The sequence below is a fragment of the Bacillus sp. IBL03825 genome (genome assembly GCF_024712505.1).
GTDB classification, from domain to species: Bacteria; Bacillota; Bacilli; order Bacillales; family Bacillaceae_G; genus Bacillus_A; species Bacillus_A wiedmannii.
Genome location: NZ_JAMXKE010000001.1, coordinates 4,086,739 through 4,105,558, shown reverse-complemented (window position 1 = coordinate 4,105,558; position 18,820 = coordinate 4,086,739). Strand labels below are relative to the sequence as shown.

The following is an 18,820-nucleotide window of genomic DNA, read 5'->3' as shown; positions in this document are numbered from 1 at the left end:
TATAATGAATTTGAAAGGGGAGGAAAGAGTGAAGAAAAAAATAATTCTTTTTACCACCTTACTAGTCATTGGCGGAAGTGCTGGAATTTACACAGCTTTTGCAGCTGAGTCAGAGCAGGCGAAACAAAAGCAAATACAGCAGTCAGAAGCGAAGAAAGTGAAAGAAGATGAAGAGAAGAAGTCGATGGAAAAAGCAGCTGAGAAACTAGGAGTTTCTACTGAAGGGAAAACAAAAGAAGAGGTTACGAAAGAAGTAAATACCGCAAGATTTGAGAAGCGCCATGATTTATTAATTGAACATGCAAAACAACTTGGAATTGATACAGAAGGAAAAAAAGATGAAGAGATTATTTTAGAAATCGGAAAGATACAACACGGAAAGTAGAACAACTTATCGTATGATAAGTTGTTCTTTTTTAAGAACTATTTGATTTAAAAATAATTGACAGTCATTTAAATTTAATGTTAACTTTATTTATAAATTAGTTAACATTAGGGGTGACAATTGTGACTGTTAATAGTAATACGACTGAAAAATCGTCTTATACATATGAAGAATTATCGGAGAAAAATAAAGCTTATGTATGGCATCCGTTTACACAAATGAAAGATTATTTAGAAGAAGATCCTGTCATTATTGAACGTGGAGAGGGAAGAAAGCTATACGATGTAAATGGAAATGAATATTGGGATGGTGTTTCATCTATTTGGTTAAATGTTCACGGACATCAAGTACCAGAATTAGATGAAGCAATTCGTGAGCAATTAAATAAAATTGCCCATTCTACTATGCTAGGACTTGCTAACGTTCCATCTATTTTATTAGCAGAAAAAATAATTGAAGTTGTGCCAGAAGGTTTGAAGAAAGTATTCTATTCAGACTCCGGTTCTAGCGCTGTTGAAATTGCAATTAAGATGGCCTTTCAATATTGGCAGCATAAAGGAAAACCGAAGAAACAAAGATTTGTTACATTAAAAGAAGCATATCACGGTGATACAATTGGAGCTGTTTCAGTAGGAGCGATAGACTTGTTTCACCAAGTGTATAGTTCACTTTTATTTGAGGCAATTAAAATGCCGTATCCATATACATATCGTTCTCCTTATGGAAATAATAAGGAGGAAATTGTGAAAAAACATTTAGAAGAAATGGAAGAGCTGCTCAAAGAAAAGCATGAAGAAATTGCGGCGATTATTGTAGAGCCTTTAATGCAAGGTGCTGGCGGTATGATTACAATGCCAAAAGGATACTTAAGAGGGCTCCGTACTTTATGTACAAAATATAATGTTTTATTTATTACAGATGAGGTAGCGACTGGATTTGGGCGTACCGGGAAAATGTTTGCATGTGAACATGAAAATGTAACGCCAGATATTTTAACAGCCGGAAAAGGTTTAACAGGTGGATATTTACCAGTTGCAATCACCGTAACGACAGATGAAATTTATAATGCCTTTTTAGGAGACTATGAAGAACAAAAAACGTTTTTCCACGGTCATAGTTATACAGGGAATCCGTTAGGGTGTGCGGTAGCCATTGCGAATCTAGAGATATACGAGAAAACAAATTTAATAGAAGAAGTGGCACGTAAGACAGAATATGTGGCGACGCAATTAGAATCGCTCTTTGCATATAAACATGTAGGGGATATTCGTCAGTGCGGGTTAATGATTGGAATTGAACTTGTGAAGAATAAGGAAACGAAAGAAGCGTTTGAATGGACAGAGAGAGTCGGTGTTCAAGTGTGTAAACGCTCAAGAGAGCTGGGCATGATTTTGCGGCCACTCGGCAATACAATTGTATTTATGCCTCCTCTTGCTTCTACAATTGATGAGATTGATGATATGTTACATATTTTGTATAAAGCAATCTCGGATGTTACGGAGGGAGAATAATGAACGGTTTTTTTGTAACAGCAACGGATACTGAAGTAGGGAAAACTGTAGTTGCCGGTGCATTAGCAGGTGTATTTAGAGAATTGGGATATAACATCGGGGTATATAAACCGTTGCAAAGTGGACATGTTGCATCAAATCCAGAGGGAGATGCAGCAAGGTTAAAAGCATTATCAGGTGTACCGGCAAAAGAAGATGAAATTTGCCCTTATTCTATTGAAGAGCCTCTTGCTCCGAGACTTGCCATGAAAAGAGCTGGAAGAGTAGTACATTTAAAAGACATTACGGATCATTATAATGAACTCTTGAAAGAGTTTAATAGCCTATTTGTAGAAGGAGCAGGTGGACTGGCTGTTCCATATACAGAAGACGCTTTAGTAATTGATTTCGCAAAGGAATTACAGCTTCCTCTTATTATAGTCGCACGCCCTACATTAGGAACAGTAAATCATACAGTTTTAACGATTGCTTATGCAAAGGCACAGGGCTTAACAGTAGCAGGTGTAATTTTATCCGGCTGCAAAGAATGTGAAATGGAAAGAGTACAAGAAAATAAAGAAATGATTGAAGAGCTAAGTGGGGTACCGGTTTTAGGGTTATTACCATTCTTTGAAGGGGCGTTTACAAAAGAAGAAGTCTTGGAATCTGCAAAAGAGTATATAATGATTTCAAAATTAGAGGAGTTCATCCGAAATGAATCAAACGTGGCGCACACATCTTCAATCTAAATTGCAACAATTAAATGAGCAAGGGCAGTATCGCAATTTGCATGTAACAGAACAAGCAGAAGAGACATGGCTTATTCGAGATGAAAAAAGGATGCTAAATTTAGCGTCAAATAATTATTTAGGGTTAGCTGGAGATGAGAGGTTAAAAGAAGCTGCTATTGCATGCACAAGAAAATATGGAACTGGGGCGACGGCATCAAGGCTCGTTGTAGGAAATTATTCACTGTATGAAGAGGTTGAGAGAAGTATATGCGATTGGAAAGGCACTGAAAAATCCTTAGTTGTAAATAGCGGATATACCGCAAATATTGGAGTGATTTCTTCGTTAGCCTGTCGTCACGATATTGTGTTTAGTGACAAATTAAATCACGCAAGCATCGTGGATGGAATTATATTAAGCGGAGCAGAGCATAAAAGGTATCGTCATAATGATTTAGATCACTTAGAGAAGCTGTTGCAAGTAGCACCGCCAAAAAAGAAGAAATTAATCGTAACAGATACTGTTTTTAGTATGGATGGTGATACTGCATATTTAAGAGATTTAGTGCAAATGAAAGAGAAATACGGGGCAATTATGATAGTTGATGAAGCACATGCGAGTGGGATATATGGAATTGATGGAGCAGGATTGTCTCATATAGAAAAAAATATTGCTCAAAACATTGATATACATATGGGGACGTTTAGCAAGGCTTTAGGGTGTTATGGGGCGTATTTGACAGGTGATGCAATGTATATAGAGTATTTACAGAATATGATGAGAAGCTTTATTTTTACTACTGCTTTACCACCAGGAACGTTAGGGGCGGTACAAAAAGCAATTGAAATTGTGAAAGATGATAATGAAAGAAGAGAGAGACTTATAGAGAATGGAGCCTATTTTAGGACACATTTGCAAGAAGCTGGTTTTGATATTGGGAATAGCTCAACTCATATTGTACCGATTGTAGTCGGTTCAAATGAAACAGCTTTACGGTTTAGTAGAAGGCTGCAAGAGGTAGGTATTGCAGCAATTGCAATTCGTCCACCAACGGTTCCAGTTAATAGTTCACGGGTCCGTTTTGCGGTTACGTCCCAACATACAATAGCTGATTTGAAATGGGCTATTCAGCATATTATACGCATTGGTAAAGAAGAGGGGTTTTTCGTATGAAAGAGCTAAAGATTATTTTTATTCCTGGGTGGGGAATGGAAGAAGGTGTTTGGACTTTAGTTCTGCCGTATTTTAAAGGATATTCTGTTCAATGTATCAATTGGCGTAATGTGAAAGAACAAAGTGAATTTGCGGGGCGAATAATTGATGTAGCAAAAGATGAAAATGTAATTTTAGTTGGATGGTCACTAGGAGCGTTAGCAGCAGTTCAAGCTCATAAAAGGGTTAAGGCAAAAGGTATTGTACTAATTGGTGGTACTGCCAAATTTACAAATACGAGCGATTATAAGAGTGGATGGAATACTCTGCATGTAGAACGGCTGAAAAAGAATTTAACGAGAAAGAAAGAAGATACGCTCAAGCGGTTTTATGAAAATATGTTCACGAAAGATGAGCTGAAAGAGAATAAAAGGTTTGAAGATATGATAAAACGCTTTAAAGGTGATTCTATTCAGTCTTTGCAATTAGGTTTGGAGTATTTAATAGAAGCAGATATGAGAGAAGAACTGAAAGAAATTAAAGTCCCTATACTACTTATTCACGGAGAGCAGGATGTAATTTGTCCATGGTCTGCAGCGCGTAGTATGGCGGAGAATGAGACTGCCACGCTCAAGATAGTAAGTGAGGCTGGACACGCATTATGCGTAACGAATTTCGAATATTGCGGAAATGAGATAATTCAATTTGTAGAGGGGATACGACATGATCAACAAAACGTTACTTCAAAAACGGTTTAACGTGGCAGCTGTATCCTACGATCAATATGCAAATGTACAAAAAAAGATGGCACATTCATTACTTTCTACATTGAATCGGCGATATAGTGCAAATGCATCGATACGTATTTTAGAACTTGGATGCGGGACAGGATATGTTACAGAGCAATTATCAAACTTATTTCCGAAAGCACATATTACAGCCATTGATTTTGCTGAAAGTATGATTGAGGTTGCGAAAACTAGACAAAATGTGAAAAATGTAATGTTTTACTGTGAGGATATCGAAAGATTACGACTAGAAGGAACGTATGATGTCATTATTTCGAATGCTACATTTCAATGGCTAAATGATTTAAAACAAGTGATAAGAAATTTATTTCATCATTTGTCTATAGATGGGATATTACTCTTTTCAACGTTTGGACATGAAACATTTCAAGAATTGCATGCTTCATTCCAGCGGGCGAAAGAAGAAAAAAATATACAAAATGAAACATCGATTGGGCAACGTTTTTATTCGAAAAATCAGTTGCGCCATATGTGTGAAATAGAAACAGGGGATGTGCATGTTTCTGAAACATGTTACATAGAGAGATTTACAGAAGTTAGGGAGTTTCTACACTCTATTCGAAAAGTAGGAGCGACCAATAGTAATGAAGAATCATATTGTCAAAGTCCCTCACTCTTTCGTACGATGCTTCGCATATACGAAAGAGACTTCACGGAAAATGAAGGGATAATGGCGACGTATCATGCTTTATTTATGCATATAACAAAAGAGGGGAAGAGATGAAATGAAACAAGTACAAACAAAAAGGGATTGGAAAAAACTTGCGCATGACGTAGTAGAAGAGAAAATGATTACGAAAGAGGATGCAATTGCAATATTAGAAGCTGATGATACAGAAATTTTAGAAATTATGAATGCAGCTTACATCATTCGCCATCATCACTTTGGTAAGAAAGTAAAATTGAATATGATTATTAATACGAAATCTGGATTATGTCCTGAAGATTGCGGATATTGTTCACAGTCTATTATTTCAGAGGCGCCGATTGATAAATATGCATGGTTAACGCAGGAAAAGATTGTAGAAGGAGCACACGAAGCAATTCGCCGTAAAGCGGGTACATATTGTATTGTAGCATCTGGTCGTCGCCCGACCGATAAAGAGGTGAATCACGTAATTGGAGCAGTTAAGGAGATTCGTGAAACGACAGATTTGAAGATTTGTTGTTGTTTAGGTTTCTTAAATGAAGATCAAGCAGGACGTTTAGCAGAAGCGGGTGTACATCGTTATAACCACAACTTAAATACACATGCAAATAATTACGAAAGTATTTGCTCCACTCATACGTATGACGATCGTGTTGATACAGTTCAAAAAGCAAAACAAGCGGGCATTTCACCATGCTCTGGGGCGATTTTTGGAATGGGAGAGACAATAGAAGAACGTGCTGAAATTGCATTTGAATTACAACGTATAGATGCAGATTCAATTCCATGTAATTTCCTTGTTGCTGTAAAGGGTACGCCGCTTGAAGGACAAAAAGAATTAACGCCGGTAGAATGTTTAAAAGTGCTGGCGATGATGCGTTTTGTAAACCCAACGAAAGAAATTCGCATTTCAGGAGGACGTGAAATTAATTTACGTTCTGTACAGCCAATCGGATTATTTGCAGCAAACTCTATCTTTGTCGGGGATTATTTAACGACAGCTGGGCAAGAGCCGACTGCAGACTGGGGTATGATTGAAGATTTGGGATTTGAGATTGAAGAATGTGCATTATAAGATAGATAAAAAGCAAACTTGTAAAAGAGTTTGCTTTTTTGTAAATAAAATGTAATAAATAGTTGTGAACGCTTGATACTATTGGTTTTTGAGCGAAAAAAAGAATTTTGGTGGACGAATTTTCCAAGCCCCAATTGTACATAGTAAATATGTAATTTATATTGGGTTGGAGGATTTTACATGCACAAATATATATTAGCGATTATGACTTGTCTAATTTTACTAAAAGCAATAAGTGCTGATCCAGTTAAGGCCGCTGAAAATCCTGAACAAAAAGAGATGCAACAACGAATTGAACAACATTTTCGAACGAAAGCTGAACATTTTGGATTGAAAACAGAAGGAAAAGATTTAAAGGAAGTGCGAAAAGAAATTACTATTATAGAAGAAGCGAAGAAAAGGGAGAATATATGGAGAACAGCACAAACGCTTCGTATACAAACAGAAGGAAAAACAATGGATGAATTAATAAAAGATGTACGGAAAAAAGTAAAAAAATAAAAAAGAGGCCGCAGCCTCTTTTTTATTTTTTATGCCCATTGTTTTGATAAATGAGCCATTTCAATCGCAGCAACGGCGGATTCATAGCCTTTATTACCAGCTTTCGTGCCCGCGCGTTCAATCGCCTGCTCGATCGTTTCAGTCGTTAATACACCGAAAATAACTGGGATGTCTGTTTGTAGTGATAAAGATGCAACTCCTTTTGCTACTTCATTACAAACGTAATCGTAATGTGTTGTAGCACCACGAATTACAGTACCTAACGTAATAACAGCATCATACTTCCCGCTATTAGCCATCTTTTTAGCGATTAAAGGAATTTCAAATGCACCAGGAACCCAAGCAACATCGATATCAGTTTCTTCTACACCGTGACGCTTTAATCCATCTAAAGCTCCGCCGAGTAACTTACTTGTAATAAATTCATTGAAACGTCCAACAACAACCCCAACTTTTAATCCTGTACCAACTAAATGACCTTCGAATACCATAATGAATCTCTCCCTTTATTATAAGTTTAGTAAATGTCCTAATTTGTTTACTTTCGTTTGTAAATACGTTTTATTCTCTTCTTTTGTTGGCATTTGCAATGGAACACGCTCGATTACTTCTAAATCGTAACCTTGTAAGCCAGCAATTTTTCGTGGGTTATTCGTTAATAATCGTAACTGTTGTAAACCTAAATCTTTTAACATTTGAGCGCCAATACCGTAATCACGCAAATCAGCTGGGAATCCAAGTTTTTCGTTTGCTTCTACCGTATCGAATCCTTCTTCTTGTAACTTATAAGCGCGAAGCTTATTAAGAAGGCCGATGCCTCGTCCTTCTTGTCTCATATAAAGAAGAACGCCTTTTCCTTCACGTTCAATTTGAGCAAGTGCAGCATGGAGTTGTGGTCCGCAATCACAGCGGCATGAGCCAAATACATCTCCTGTTAAGCACTCTGAATGAACGCGTACAAGTACAGGCTCTCCTGTTGAAATATCACCTTTTACGAGTGCGATATGCTCTTTCGTATCTAATGAATTAGAATAGCCAATTGCATGGAAAGTACCGAAATCTGTAGGTAATGTAATTTCCACTTCTCGGGTCACTAGTGTTTCATGGTGGCGGCGAAAAGCAATTAAATCTTCTATTGTAATCATTTTTATATCAAATTGTTTTGCGCACTGTAGTAAATCAGGTACGCGAGCCATCGTACCGTCCTCATTGATAATCTCGCAAATGACTCCAGCTGGTTCTGCTCCGCAAAGCTGTGCTAAATCGACGGCAGCCTCTGTATGACCAGCACGGCGCAGTACACCGCCTTCTTTCGCGATTAATGGAAAGATATGTCCAGGACGATTGAAATCAGCACCTTTTGATGCAGGGTTTAACAATTCTTGTATCGTAGTCGCCCGTTCGTGAGCGCTAATCCCTGTTGTTGTAGAAACATGATCAATGCTCACTGTAAATGCAGTATGATGCGAATCTGTATTATGAGCTACCATTGGTTCTAATTGTAGACGCTCTGCGTACCCTTCCGTAATCGGTACACAAACGAGACCACGCCCATGTGTAATCATAAAGTTAATCGTTTCTGGCGTAATATACTCTGCTAAAGCGATAAAGTCGCCTTCATTTTCACGGTTTTCATCATCGCATACGATAACGACTTTTCCTTGTTTTAAATCTTCTAGAGCTTCTTCAATACGATGAAACATAATGCTTCCCCCTTATAGAAATCCGTTTTCTTGTAAAAAGCTTTCGCTCATTGAACCTGTTCGTTTTACAGGTTTAGAAATAAAGCGTTCGATATATTTACCGATCATGTCACACTCAATGTTTACTATGTCACCGGCATTCTTTTCTCCGATAACAGATTCACTTACTGTGTGCGGGATGAGTGAGATTGTGATGGAAGATTCGTCTATATCAAATATCGTTAAACTCGTTCCATCAACAGCAACGGATCCTTTATGCAAACAATAGCGCAGCAATTCATCAGCAATGGCTATTTTGTAATAGACGGCATTATAGTGTTGTTTTTTGTTTAATATCGTTCCGATGCCATCAATATGTCCTGAAACGAAATGCCCACCGAATCGTCCGTTTGCAGCCATCGCCCGCTCTAAATTTACTTTAGAGCGGGGTTTAAGCATGCGAAGTGATGTTGATTGCATCGTTTCAGGCATTACATCCACTGTGAATGAAGTTGTTGTGAAACTCGTTACAGTTAAGCAAATACCGTTAACCGCGATACTATCACCTAAGTGAACATCTGATAAAATTTTATTCGCATGGATCGTTAACTTCATCGCTTCTCCGCTTTGTTGCATGTTTGCAATCGTTCCTAATTCTTCTACAATTCCTGTAAACATTCCGTCACCTCACTTCGGGCATTCGCAACGATTTTTATATCATCACCAATTTGTTTCATCTCTTGAATTTCCAAGGAAAGTGCATCTTGCAATGCTGCGAAACCATTTCCACCAAATAAAGTAGGGGCATCATTCCCACCAATTAATATCGGGCTTATATAAGTTATAATTTCATTGAAATGCTTCGTTTGTAAGAAGCTTGCATGAGTCGATTGGCCTCCTTCAACGAATAAAGAAAGAATTTGCTTCTCTCCAAGAAAGAAAAGGAGGTCCTCAATTTCAATTTGCTTCGTTTTCATTTTGAATATAGCTATATTTTCAGATTCATAAGAAGCTATTTTCTCTTTATTTACATCCTTACCGACAAAAATCCATGTCGGTGCTAAACCATCTGTTATGACATGAGAAGATGGTGGTGTTCGTAAATGGGTATCTAAAATAACGCGTATAGGATGTTTACCCCCGTTAGGAATTCTTGTCGTTAAATGCGGATTATCAGCTATAACTGTATTAACTCCAACGAGAATCGCATCATGTGTATGGCGATATTGGTGAACATCAGCTCGTGCTTTTTCACCTGTAATCCACTTACTTTCACCAGTGACAGTTGCTGTTTTTCCATCTAAGCTCATCGCTGTTTTTATTGTTACAAATGGACGTTTCGTTTTCATGTAGTGAAAAAAGAAACGATTTAATAAGGTGGCTTCTGCTTCAAGAACACCGGTAGTTACGTTGATGCCAGCTTCTTCTAATCTCTTTTTTCCATTACCAGAAACGAGAGGATTGCAATCAAGAGTAGCAATTACAACTCGCTTAACTTCCTTTTCGATGAGCAATTCACAGCAAGGTGGTGTTTTTCCAAAATGGCTACACGGTTCAAGTGTTACATAAACGGTAGCTCCTTTTGCTTTTTCACCAGCCATATGAAGAGCGTGAACTTCTGCGTGTTCTTCACCTGCACGTAAATGAGCGCCTATACCGACGATTTTTCCATCTTTTACAACAACAGCACCAACCATAGGATTTGGACTTGTTTGTCCGGATGTTCCTTCTGCTAACTGCAGGGCAATCCTCATATATTCTTGATCTGTCATTTTCTTCACCTCTCCTGAAAAAATCAAAAAACCCCAAGGATTTTATATCCTTGGGGTTTGGGAGACGTGATTTCTAGAAATATAGTTCGAATACGAAAGTACAGGGAAGAAACCTAACGATGATTGATATTTTTGCATAAGGAAAAAACCTAGCAAAATATCGAATTTTTCAAACGCTAGTCGTATCTTTTTATTTCAGTATAGAAACATAAGTATACAAAATAAAACATATATAAGATTCAAAACGAAACTTCAAAAATATGCATACTGAAATAAAAGTGTATTCGCTATATAAAATTACTAGAAAACATATCCTTCTCCCATCCAGACTATACTGTCGGCCCTAGAGTTTCACTAGATCCACCGTTTTCGAGTTGAAAACGGGTCACGGACTTAGAAGTTCGCACTTCATCACCGCCGGTTGGGAATTTCACCCGACCCCGAAGGATGTTGTTTGCTCAAATTATAGCACAAAAAAAATAAAAGGCTAGAAAAAATATTCGAATGTGAAGAATTGTGTGAAAATATATGTAGGCTGGAATGGAGAAAAAAGTATGAGAAATGTTGTAAGGGGAAGGGATATAGCGGAGTTGCTAAAAAGAAAAAACATGCACAAAAAAATGTGCATGTCACATGTGAAATTATTCTGTCTCTGGTGCTCTAACAACAGATTCGAATTTCCCTTTATGCGAAGCATCGCAATAAGGCATATTTTTTGATAAACCACAACGGCATAAAGAAAATGCCGGTTTTGCTGGGAATACATTCCCTTGTGAATCGACTAATTCCACGTCCCCTGTAACGCGAAAAGAGCCATTATCATTTACTTTAATTTGTACTTTCGCCAACGCTATCCCTCCTTCCCAAACGCTTAATTTCATCATATAATCAAGAGAAGTACTTGACAATATCAAATGAGCACTTTCTTTGGGAGAGGAGAGAGTGTTATAATATTTTTTATAACTGACTAGAGTAAGGTGACGAAAGATGGATAAACAATTACATACATTACGAAACATTGCAAATGAGCGCACGTGGGCATCATTTTTGAATGATAATCATCCATATAGTTTGTTACATTGGTCCATTGCAGGTGTAGGGCAAGAGGCAAAGGATGTTTGGTTACTTCAAGATGAAGTAACATTTCAAACGACAGAATTTCCAACGTTAGACGATGCAATGCAATGGATTTCTGAAAACATGGAACAAGTTACAGACGTTTTAGCGCAATAAAAAACAGGCTTATGCAAGCCTGTTTTTTGTTTCTTTTACATATGAGTTTAAAAATTGATCAACGGCTGCTTCATACTCTTCTTTATTTTCGTTATAAGAGCAAGCGTGTGCACCGCGTTCTGCAATATAAAGTTGTTTATTGTTTTCTTTTGCTTCATATAGTGCTTTCGTCATATCAGCTAAAATATAATCATCATCTTTACTATGAATAAAGAGGACGGGATTGTTAATATTTTTTATACAATCGATTGGTGAAACTTCGCGAATCGTATAACCGTCACGCACTTTTAAAAAAGCATTTGCTAAAGGTAATAAAGGCCATTTAGGTAAATGGAATTCAACCTTTAAACGGTGTTGTAATTGTCCGTAGAAATCAGAAAAAGGACAATCTGCAATATAGAAATCAGCACCATCTTCTACAAGTCCTGCGTATTGAAGAAGTGTTGCAGCTCCCATAGATTCACCATGAATACCGAGTGTTATATTTGTTCCAAATCGACTTTTTAGCCAGTCAACTACAGATTTTAAATCATGTTTTTCATAGTATCCATAGCTTGTTGTTTTTCCGCCAGTTTTACCATGACGACGATGATCATAAATAACGACATTATACCCTCTGTTTAAAAATAACCTTGCATATTTTACAGAGTTCATTTTATTTACAGTTACGCCGTGACAAAAAATCATAAACTTATTGGAATGACCAGCAGGAATGTAATAGCCGTGAAGATCATATCCGAATTGCGAAGGAATATGAATTTCTTCTTTATGAAGAGCATCAAAATCCTCTATACGAAAATGTTTTTTCGTTTCTCTTTCGAGTACTTCTTCCTCTGTTTTTTTCTTTAAGTACATCACTTTATTTGTAAAGAAAATCCCAAGGGCAGTTATCGCACCTAGTATAGTAAACAATGCTGCAAAAAAACGTTTCATACTTTACCTCATCCTCCAAATACCGTTACATGTGATACACTTACATTGTATCACAATGATAGAAAAGGGGAGAAATAGGAAATGGTGTATATACAAAAAATTACGCCAGCGATGAAAGAAACAATCCGAATGTTCATGTGTGAGAACTGGGGGAGTTCATTGATGGTTTCACGTGGTAAGGGGCACCAGTTAGAAGGGTTGCCAGGATTTGTTGCGCTCTCGGATGACAGAATAATCGGAATTATAACGTATGAAGTGACCGGAAATATGTGTGAAATTGTATCGTTAGATAGCTTTGAAGAAAGAAAAGGAATAGGGACGAAACTTGTAGATTGTGTATTACAAGTTGCAGAAGAAGAACGGTGCGGGCGGGTTTGGCTCATAACAACAAATGATAATATGAATGCGTTACGTTTTTACCAAAAACGTAATTTTGTGATGACTAATTTATATGTGAATGCAGTGGAAGAGGCACGAAAAATAAAGAAAGAAATTCCGCGTATCGGATATGATAACATCCCAATTTTACATGAAATACAGTTGGAGTATCGTTTAATAAATTGATGTAACAATTTTCAGAAATATAAGTTAGTAACCTTGACGAATATTGTAATTTAGGTTACCGTAAAATTGTAATCTATTACCATATTAAGGGGTGACGATGTGGCAACTATACGTGATGTTGCAAAATTGGCAGGTGTTTCAGTCGCAACCGTTTCACGAGTTATTAATGAAAAAGGATACGTTCATGAGGACACAGTAAAACAAGTAAAGGAAGCAATTGAGAAATTACGTTATAGGCCAAATAGTGCAGCAAAGCCATTATTTAAAGAGAATTCAACGATAATTGCATTACTTGTAGATAATCTATATGACCCATCAAACATCACTTTGCTACATTGTATTGAGGAAATAGCATATAAAGAAGGATATCAAATCATTGTTTGTAATATAGAGAATAAAGATAGATACATACATATGTTGAAGGAAAATAACGTTGCAGGTGTTATTTTAACAAAATCCGTTTTTAAAAGTATAGGAGAAATTCCACTTCCGTTTGTTGTGATTGATGAAAAAAAATCCCATGCAAATTATTATGAAAAGGGACAAAGAACGGTTTCTTTATTAAAAGAAAAAGGCTGTCAATTTCTTGCTTATTTCGATGAGGGAGAAGATAGTGAAGAAATGGAAGAGCACATATCAGGATTTTTAGACGCTGTTTGGGAGGAAGGGATCTCTTATCGAGAAGTATGTGTACAAGGGTATACGAATAAACAATTTATTACATTCTTGCAAACTCACCCGTATATAGATGGAATTGTAACTTCAAGTGAAAAGGTTACTTTTGAGTTAATTCAAGCAGCGAAAAATTTAAATATCCGTATACCGGATAAGTTGAAAATCATTGGACCGAACGGGAGCATAGACAGTGAATGGATAGGCCCGTCACTCCTGAAAATTGAAAGTTGCGCCGAAGAAAATGGGAAAATAGCTTTACAACAATTAAAAGAAAAAATAAAAAAGTAAAAGGTGCGTATAAAACGCACCTTTTATAATGTAATTGCGGCAATAAAGCCGAATATAAGTAACGGTATATTATAATGCAGAAAAGTTGGTACACATGTATCCCATATATGATGGTGTTGACCATCAGCATTTAAACCGGATGTTGGCCCAAGTGTACTATCTGATGCTGGAGATCCCGCATCGCCTAGCGCTCCAGCTGTACCGATAATTGCAATTGTGGCCATTGGACTAAATCCAAGCTGCATGCAAAGAGGCACAAAAATTGTTGTTAAAATAGGGATGGTTGAAAAGGATGAACCAATTCCCATCGTAACGAGAAGTCCAATCACAAGCATAAGAAATGCAGCGAGTGGTTTGTTATTTCCAATTATATGTGCACTCGTTTGCACAAGAGATTCAACATGTCCTGTTTTTCGAAGAACAGCACCAAATCCAGCGGCAGCGATCATAACAAAACCGATAAAGGACATCATGCGCATTCCGCTTGTTAATATAGCATCAGCTTCTTTAAGAGGTAGACTACCACTTACTGATAAGACGATAATCCCCGCTAAAGCACCGAAAATCATTGATTCTGTTGCTAATTGAACGGTTAATGTGGCTATGATAGATAACAATCCGAAAGTAATGCTACGTTTTGTATAGGGAACGATTTCATTTGCGGTAGTATGAACTTGTTCTGTTTCATACGTACGAGGTTTCCGGTACGTAATGAATACCGCTACACATAATCCAATAATCATACCGATTGCTGGAATAGTCATTGCTTTTGGAATAAGTGCGACATCAAATGTAAGACCACTTTGCGCAGCATTTGTTTGCAATACGTCATGATAAATTTTTCCGAACCCTGCTGGAATCCACATATAAGGAGTAATCAATCCGAATGTAATAATACATGTAACAAGTCTGCGATCCACTTTCAGCTCATTTAATACTTTTAAAAGTGCTGGAATTAAGATGGGGATGAAAGCGATATGAACAGGAATCACATTTTGTGAGAAACAAGCCATCGTTAAAATGATGAATAAAATAAGTATTTTAGAATAAACTTGTTTTTTCGTGTCTTGTTCATTGCCAATCCATTTTAGTGCAGTTTGAATCATGGCATCTGGAAGTCCTGTTTTGGAAAGGGAAATAGCGAAACCGCCAAGCATTGCATAACTTAAAGCGATTGGAGCACTGTTTCCAAGGCCAGTTGTAAAAGTGTTAATAGTTTCTGAAATACCGAGTCCACCGATAATTCCGCCTGTTAAAGCTCCAACAATGATGGCGACAATGACCTGGACGCGAAACAAACTAAGCAATAGCATAACTGCTACTGCGACGAGTACAGCATTCATAATAAATGTAATCTCCCTAAAATTTTATTGTGCTAAGGCAAGTAAATATGAAGCACTTTGCTATATTTATACATAGTTGCGACATATTATTATAAATTGTTTTCTATGAAATGTAAAAGAGCCTTTTGTTACTAATGCTGAAAAGCTAGCTCTTGTTTAATTGATTGTAAAGAATTGGCGAATAATTCTGGTTCTTCTAAATCAGGAGAATGTGCTGAATTTGGGAACCAAATCATTTTTTTTATGGGGGCTTCTATTACATCACAATATTCCTGAACGAGAGCATAAGGAGTTTGATAATCATAGCGACCAGAACAAAAATAAACCGGAATAGATAAGCTTGAAATAGAAGAAAAGAAATCGATTGTCAACATTTCTTCCCATAAAACGCCAGATTTTAAATTTCCTGCGAGAAACTTGAACCAATCTAATAGCGTATATTCAGGAGAAAAGAAGCCTTTTCGTATGAAAGAAAAGGAAGATCCGTTTTGGATTGCTCCGCCGAATGTGCCAAGCCACTTTCTTTGAATAATAAGGCGTCTCGTATCTAAAAATGGTGGTTTGCCTAATTTTAAAAGGGACGCTAATGCTTTTTTATGATCATGTTTTTTTGCAGAACGAATTAAATGCTGATATAGCAATTCTTCGTTTTGTTTCATATGTACAATCTGCCCAATACCGATGTAAGCCTCGATATACTGTGGATATTGATGTGCTATGTTAAGCCCAATAATGCTTCCCCAAGAATGACCAGCGAGAAATAGTTTCTGTTTATTGAACTTTTTAAGTACATATTGAATCACTTCTTTTGCATCGGAAACGAATTGTTCGATTGTAAAATTTGTTCCGAAATCTTTCATTGAAAAGGATTTACCTGCCCCGCGCTGATCCCAATTAATAACGATGAAGTGTTTCTCCAATTCTTTTTGAAAATGACGAATAAATCCAATTTGTGCCATGCCAGGTCCGCCATGAAAGCATAATAAAATTGGCTGCTCTATGTTTTGCCCGCGAATAAGGAGAGTTTGTTTTCGATTATGAATCATAACGCTTTCCATCGTAGCAATACTATTAGGAATGAGTTGTTTATTTTCATTATAAAACTGTGGGGTATAGCTACGAAAAAGCATATGGAAAACCTCCTTTTCTGAAATCGTATGAATCGCACAGGCTATTCGTTTTGCATATACTGTTAGAAAATCATTGTAACATACCATACTAGTGTCATTTCAATACGGGAGGAGGGAAATTGTGACGATTGGAGAAATTATAGATTGCTTAAATAGACGTGAATCCATCGCTATTATAGCAAAACGTCTTGAAATAAGCCCATATACATTATCAAAGAAATTAAGATTAATTGGATACGAATATGATGGAGAACAGAAGAAACGTATTTTTGTAGGAGATGGAGAAGAACCGCGTCACTTACAACTCCAAGAAGCGACAGCCCTTCAATATGCGACAACGGATTATCAATTATTAATTTATGAGCAATTACAAAGTATTTATGAGTTATTAAGAAAGAGAGAAGAAGTAATTGTGCCCATTATGAGTATAAGTACAGAAAAAAAGAAACGTACCTTTTCTATTAATAAAGACATATTAGCAAAACTAGACGTTATATCAGAATTGAAAGGAATTCAAAAATCTAAACTTGTAGAAGAGGCGTTACAACAATTTTTACAACAATATGATTTTAACAAAACATCACATTTTGATAACTAAAGAAAAGGATACTATGTTCATTGTAAGAACGAGTATCCTTTTTAGGTTTTACTAATATTGTGGATTAAGTAAGTATAAGTGCGTATCCTTTACAATAAAAATCTGGATCGCATATTAGGGAAATACTTAATTTACCTTTTGAATTCTTCCATCAATAACTGGCTGAATTGGTTCTTTTAATTGTTTTACATAATCGACTAGCGCTTCAAAGTCGTTTGGACCAGTTTCTGAATTCTTTCCATTTTTAAATGATACGAATCCGTCACCGCCAGAAGCTAAGAAAGCATTCGCAACTACGCTATACGTTTTAGATGGAGATAACTCTTCGCCATTTGTTAAGCGTATATTCGTAACCTTTTCACCGCTTGGTTTATTTGCATCCCACGTATATTGAATACCTGAAATTTGAAGCATTCTTGTTGTTCCTTTTTGCCATTGTTGATTTAAAATGTCGCGAATATCTTGACCTGTTAAATCTACTTTAATCAATTGGTTTCCAAAAGGCTGAATGCCATATAATTCGCCCCAAGTAATATCGCCAGCATCTAAGTCATTACGAATGCCACCAGGATTCATAAGTGCGATTTGAGCTTGCATCGTTTGACGCTGTGCGTCGGCAATTACATTCCCAAGAGTAGATTCACCAGCATCATTTTGTTTACGGTCGATAGGTGCTGTAGATTTTCCTACAACTTCATTTACAAGTGGTGCGATTTTTTCTTTATATTGATCTATTTTTTGTTTTACTTGTTTATCAGGTTCCACACCTTCATGATATGTTGTAATCACTTCAGCTTTTTTCTTTACAATATCTTTTGTCTTACGATCAATTGTTACATCTACGTCTGAGAAAGCTGTTCCATAAGAGTTCGCTTGGACGATTAGTTTATTATTTACAGTACCATTTACATACGTGTGACTATGTCCACCGAAAATAACATCAACTTCCGAGTCTGTTTCATTTGCAATTCGAGTAAGGTCTCCATTTGTCACGCCAGACTCATCAGTTGTTCCGCCGACATGGGCAAGGACGACGATGGATTTAACACCGAGACGCTTTAATTGTTGCGCTGATTTATTAATTGCTTCTACTTCGTCAGTGATCTGTACATTTTTAAGCATAGTAGGCATCACGACATTTGGCGTATCAGTTGTAACAACGCCAATGAATCCTACAGGAACACCATCTACCATTTTTACAGTAAATGGTGGTAAAAATAAGCGACCAGTTGATTTGTTATAGAAGTTAGCACCTTTGAAATTCCCTGTTTTCTCGTGATATCCACCGTAAATGAGGCGTTTCATTTCATCGATACCTTCATCAAATTCATGGTTTCCGATTGTACCAACGTCGAATTTTAAGTCATTTAAAAATTCAATCGTTGGTTCATCTTGTAACAACGCTGAAACTGGTGGACTAGCTCCGACAATATCGCCAGCATGTACGAGAAGTGTATTAGGGTTTTGCTTTTTACGTTCTTTTAAATAAGTAGCTAAGTAATCAGCGCCACCAGCTTCTTTGTTATTAATTTTTTTAACAGTATCTAGTTGTCCATGGAAATCATTAATACCAAGCATTTGTACGTCTACGTAGCGGTTTTGTTCAGCTGGAATCTGGGATGGGGGAGCGGCAAATACGCTTGAAAAAGTTATGGTGCTTAAAACGGCAACAGCAGGAATGATTTTTTTCCACATAATTCATTTCTCCTTTTTTTTATAATCTGACATCATACGACATAATTTTAATAGATTCATAGGATTATATCTATATAAAAATTTAGTTTTTTCGAAAAATTAACATATTTACAAAAG

Annotated in this window: 21 protein-coding genes and 1 riboswitch; of the genes, 12 read left to right on the top strand and 9 right to left on the bottom strand. The window is 36.8% G+C overall.

Features of this window, described 5'->3' with window-relative positions; translation table 11 throughout:
- Positions 1–28 precede the first annotated feature (28 nt).
- The 8 genes from NHG49_RS20945 to NHG49_RS20910 all read left to right on the top strand — a co-directional run bounded on the left by NHG49_RS20945 (position 29) and on the right by NHG49_RS20910 (position 6,790).
- Positions 29–385, top strand: coding sequence for a hypothetical protein (locus NHG49_RS20945; protein ID WP_064474865.1), 357 nt, complete (start codon positions 29–31; stop codon positions 383–385).
- 122 nt (positions 386–507) lie between these two features.
- Positions 508–1,896, top strand: a complete 1,389-nt coding sequence (bioA, locus tag NHG49_RS20940; RefSeq protein ID WP_088047206.1) for an adenosylmethionine--8-amino-7-oxononanoate transaminase — start codon at positions 508–510, stop codon at positions 1,894–1,896.
- Positions 1,896–2,624 (top strand): dethiobiotin synthase, encoded by a 729-nt coding sequence (gene bioD, locus NHG49_RS20935; RefSeq protein WP_088047207.1) that lies wholly within the window; start codon positions 1,896–1,898, stop codon positions 2,622–2,624. Before bioA ends, bioD begins: the two co-directional genes overlap by 1 nt.
- Complete coding sequence (gene bioF, locus NHG49_RS20930; RefSeq protein WP_088047208.1) at positions 2,590–3,777, top strand: 8-amino-7-oxononanoate synthase; 1,188 nt, start codon at positions 2,590–2,592, stop codon at positions 3,775–3,777. The genes bioD and bioF overlap by 35 nt, the downstream gene beginning before the upstream one ends.
- The gene (locus NHG49_RS20925) at positions 3,774–4,514 is read left to right on the top strand and encodes an alpha/beta fold hydrolase (protein ID WP_088047209.1); all 741 of its coding nucleotides are present in this window, start codon (positions 3,774–3,776) and stop codon (positions 4,512–4,514) included. Before bioF ends, NHG49_RS20925 begins: the two co-directional genes overlap by 4 nt.
- Positions 4,480–5,289 carry a malonyl-ACP O-methyltransferase BioC gene (gene bioC, locus NHG49_RS20920; RefSeq protein WP_088047210.1) on the top strand — a complete coding sequence of 270 codons (810 nt, stop codon included), beginning with the start codon at positions 4,480–4,482 and terminating at the stop codon, positions 5,287–5,289. Before NHG49_RS20925 ends, bioC begins: the two co-directional genes overlap by 35 nt.
- A gap of 1 nt (position 5,290) precedes the next feature.
- On the top strand, positions 5,291–6,289 hold the full coding sequence (gene bioB / locus NHG49_RS20915) for a biotin synthase (RefSeq protein ID WP_098102730.1): 999 nt from the start codon (positions 5,291–5,293) through the stop codon (positions 6,287–6,289).
- A gap of 180 nt (positions 6,290–6,469) precedes the next feature.
- A complete protein-coding gene (locus NHG49_RS20910; protein WP_064474872.1) occupies positions 6,470–6,790 on the top strand; it encodes a hypothetical protein in 321 nt (106 codons plus the stop codon).
- Between the two features lie 29 nt (positions 6,791–6,819).
- Here NHG49_RS20910 and ribH read toward each other — a convergent pair whose 3' ends face one another.
- The 5 genes from ribH to NHG49_RS20885 form a co-directional block, all read right to left on the bottom strand.
- Positions 6,820–7,281: a 6,7-dimethyl-8-ribityllumazine synthase gene (gene ribH, locus NHG49_RS20905; protein ID WP_000230900.1), complete on the bottom strand. Its 462-nt coding sequence runs from the start codon at positions 7,279–7,281 to the stop codon at positions 6,820–6,822.
- Positions 7,282–7,299: 18 nt separating this feature from the next.
- Positions 7,300–8,493 (bottom strand): bifunctional 3,4-dihydroxy-2-butanone 4-phosphate synthase/GTP cyclohydrolase II, encoded by a 1,194-nt coding sequence (gene ribBA / locus NHG49_RS20900; RefSeq protein ID WP_064474873.1) that lies wholly within the window; start codon positions 8,491–8,493, stop codon positions 7,300–7,302.
- A 12-nt stretch (positions 8,494–8,505) separates the two neighbouring features.
- Positions 8,506–9,150, bottom strand: coding sequence for a riboflavin synthase subunit alpha (ribE, locus tag NHG49_RS20895; RefSeq protein ID WP_098110687.1), 645 nt, complete (start codon positions 9,148–9,150; stop codon positions 8,506–8,508).
- Positions 9,132–10,244 carry a bifunctional diaminohydroxyphosphoribosylaminopyrimidine deaminase/5-amino-6-(5-phosphoribosylamino)uracil reductase RibD gene (ribD, locus tag NHG49_RS20890; protein WP_098110686.1) on the bottom strand — a complete coding sequence of 371 codons (1,113 nt, stop codon included), beginning with the start codon at positions 10,242–10,244 and terminating at the stop codon, positions 9,132–9,134. Before ribD ends, ribE begins: the two co-directional genes overlap by 19 nt.
- A 308-nt stretch (positions 10,245–10,552) precedes the next feature.
- Positions 10,553–10,696, bottom strand: a riboswitch (FMN riboswitch).
- Between the two features lie 189 nt (positions 10,697–10,885).
- Positions 10,886–11,128 carry a CDGSH iron-sulfur domain-containing protein gene (locus NHG49_RS20885; protein WP_116733335.1) on the bottom strand — a complete coding sequence of 81 codons (243 nt, stop codon included), beginning with the start codon at positions 11,126–11,128 and terminating at the stop codon, positions 10,886–10,888.
- A gap of 103 nt (positions 11,129–11,231) precedes the next feature.
- Between NHG49_RS20885 and NHG49_RS20880 the strand changes: the two genes are divergently transcribed.
- A complete protein-coding gene (locus tag NHG49_RS20880; RefSeq protein ID WP_000360793.1) occupies positions 11,232–11,477 on the top strand; it encodes a DUF2552 family protein in 246 nt (81 codons plus the stop codon).
- 9 nt (positions 11,478–11,486) lie between these two features.
- Here the strand turns inward: NHG49_RS20880 and NHG49_RS20875 are convergent, their stop codons facing one another.
- Positions 11,487–12,410: an alpha/beta hydrolase gene (locus tag NHG49_RS20875; protein WP_048546291.1), complete on the bottom strand. Its 924-nt coding sequence runs from the start codon at positions 12,408–12,410 to the stop codon at positions 11,487–11,489.
- Positions 12,411–12,491: 81 nt separating this feature from the next.
- Here NHG49_RS20875 and NHG49_RS20870 point away from each other — a divergent pair, with 81 nt between their 5' ends.
- The gene (locus NHG49_RS20870; RefSeq protein ID WP_064474876.1) at positions 12,492–12,974 is read left to right on the top strand and encodes a GNAT family N-acetyltransferase; all 483 of its coding nucleotides are present in this window, start codon (positions 12,492–12,494) and stop codon (positions 12,972–12,974) included.
- A 99-nt stretch (positions 12,975–13,073) separates the two neighbouring features.
- Positions 13,074–13,937 carry a LacI family DNA-binding transcriptional regulator gene (locus tag NHG49_RS20865; RefSeq protein ID WP_258126482.1) on the top strand — a complete coding sequence of 288 codons (864 nt, stop codon included), beginning with the start codon at positions 13,074–13,076 and terminating at the stop codon, positions 13,935–13,937.
- A 23-nt stretch (positions 13,938–13,960) separates the two neighbouring features.
- Here the strand turns inward: NHG49_RS20865 and NHG49_RS20860 are convergent, their stop codons facing one another.
- On the bottom strand, positions 13,961–15,280 hold the full coding sequence (locus NHG49_RS20860) for a Na+/H+ antiporter family protein (protein ID WP_064474878.1): 1,320 nt from the start codon (positions 15,278–15,280) through the stop codon (positions 13,961–13,963).
- A gap of 131 nt (positions 15,281–15,411) precedes the next feature.
- Positions 15,412–16,410 (bottom strand): alpha/beta fold hydrolase, encoded by a 999-nt coding sequence (locus NHG49_RS20855; protein ID WP_064474879.1) that lies wholly within the window; start codon positions 16,408–16,410, stop codon positions 15,412–15,414.
- Between the two features lie 121 nt (positions 16,411–16,531).
- On the opposite strand from NHG49_RS20855, the gene NHG49_RS20850 reads away from it, so the two are divergent.
- Positions 16,532–17,008 (top strand): ribbon-helix-helix domain-containing protein, encoded by a 477-nt coding sequence (locus NHG49_RS20850; protein ID WP_064474880.1) that lies wholly within the window; start codon positions 16,532–16,534, stop codon positions 17,006–17,008.
- 126 nt (positions 17,009–17,134) lie between these two features.
- Here the strand turns inward: NHG49_RS20850 and NHG49_RS20845 are convergent, their stop codons facing one another.
- Positions 17,135–18,703 (bottom strand): bifunctional metallophosphatase/5'-nucleotidase, encoded by a 1,569-nt coding sequence (locus NHG49_RS20845; protein ID WP_258126480.1) that lies wholly within the window; start codon positions 18,701–18,703, stop codon positions 17,135–17,137.
- Positions 18,704–18,820 lie beyond the last annotated feature (117 nt).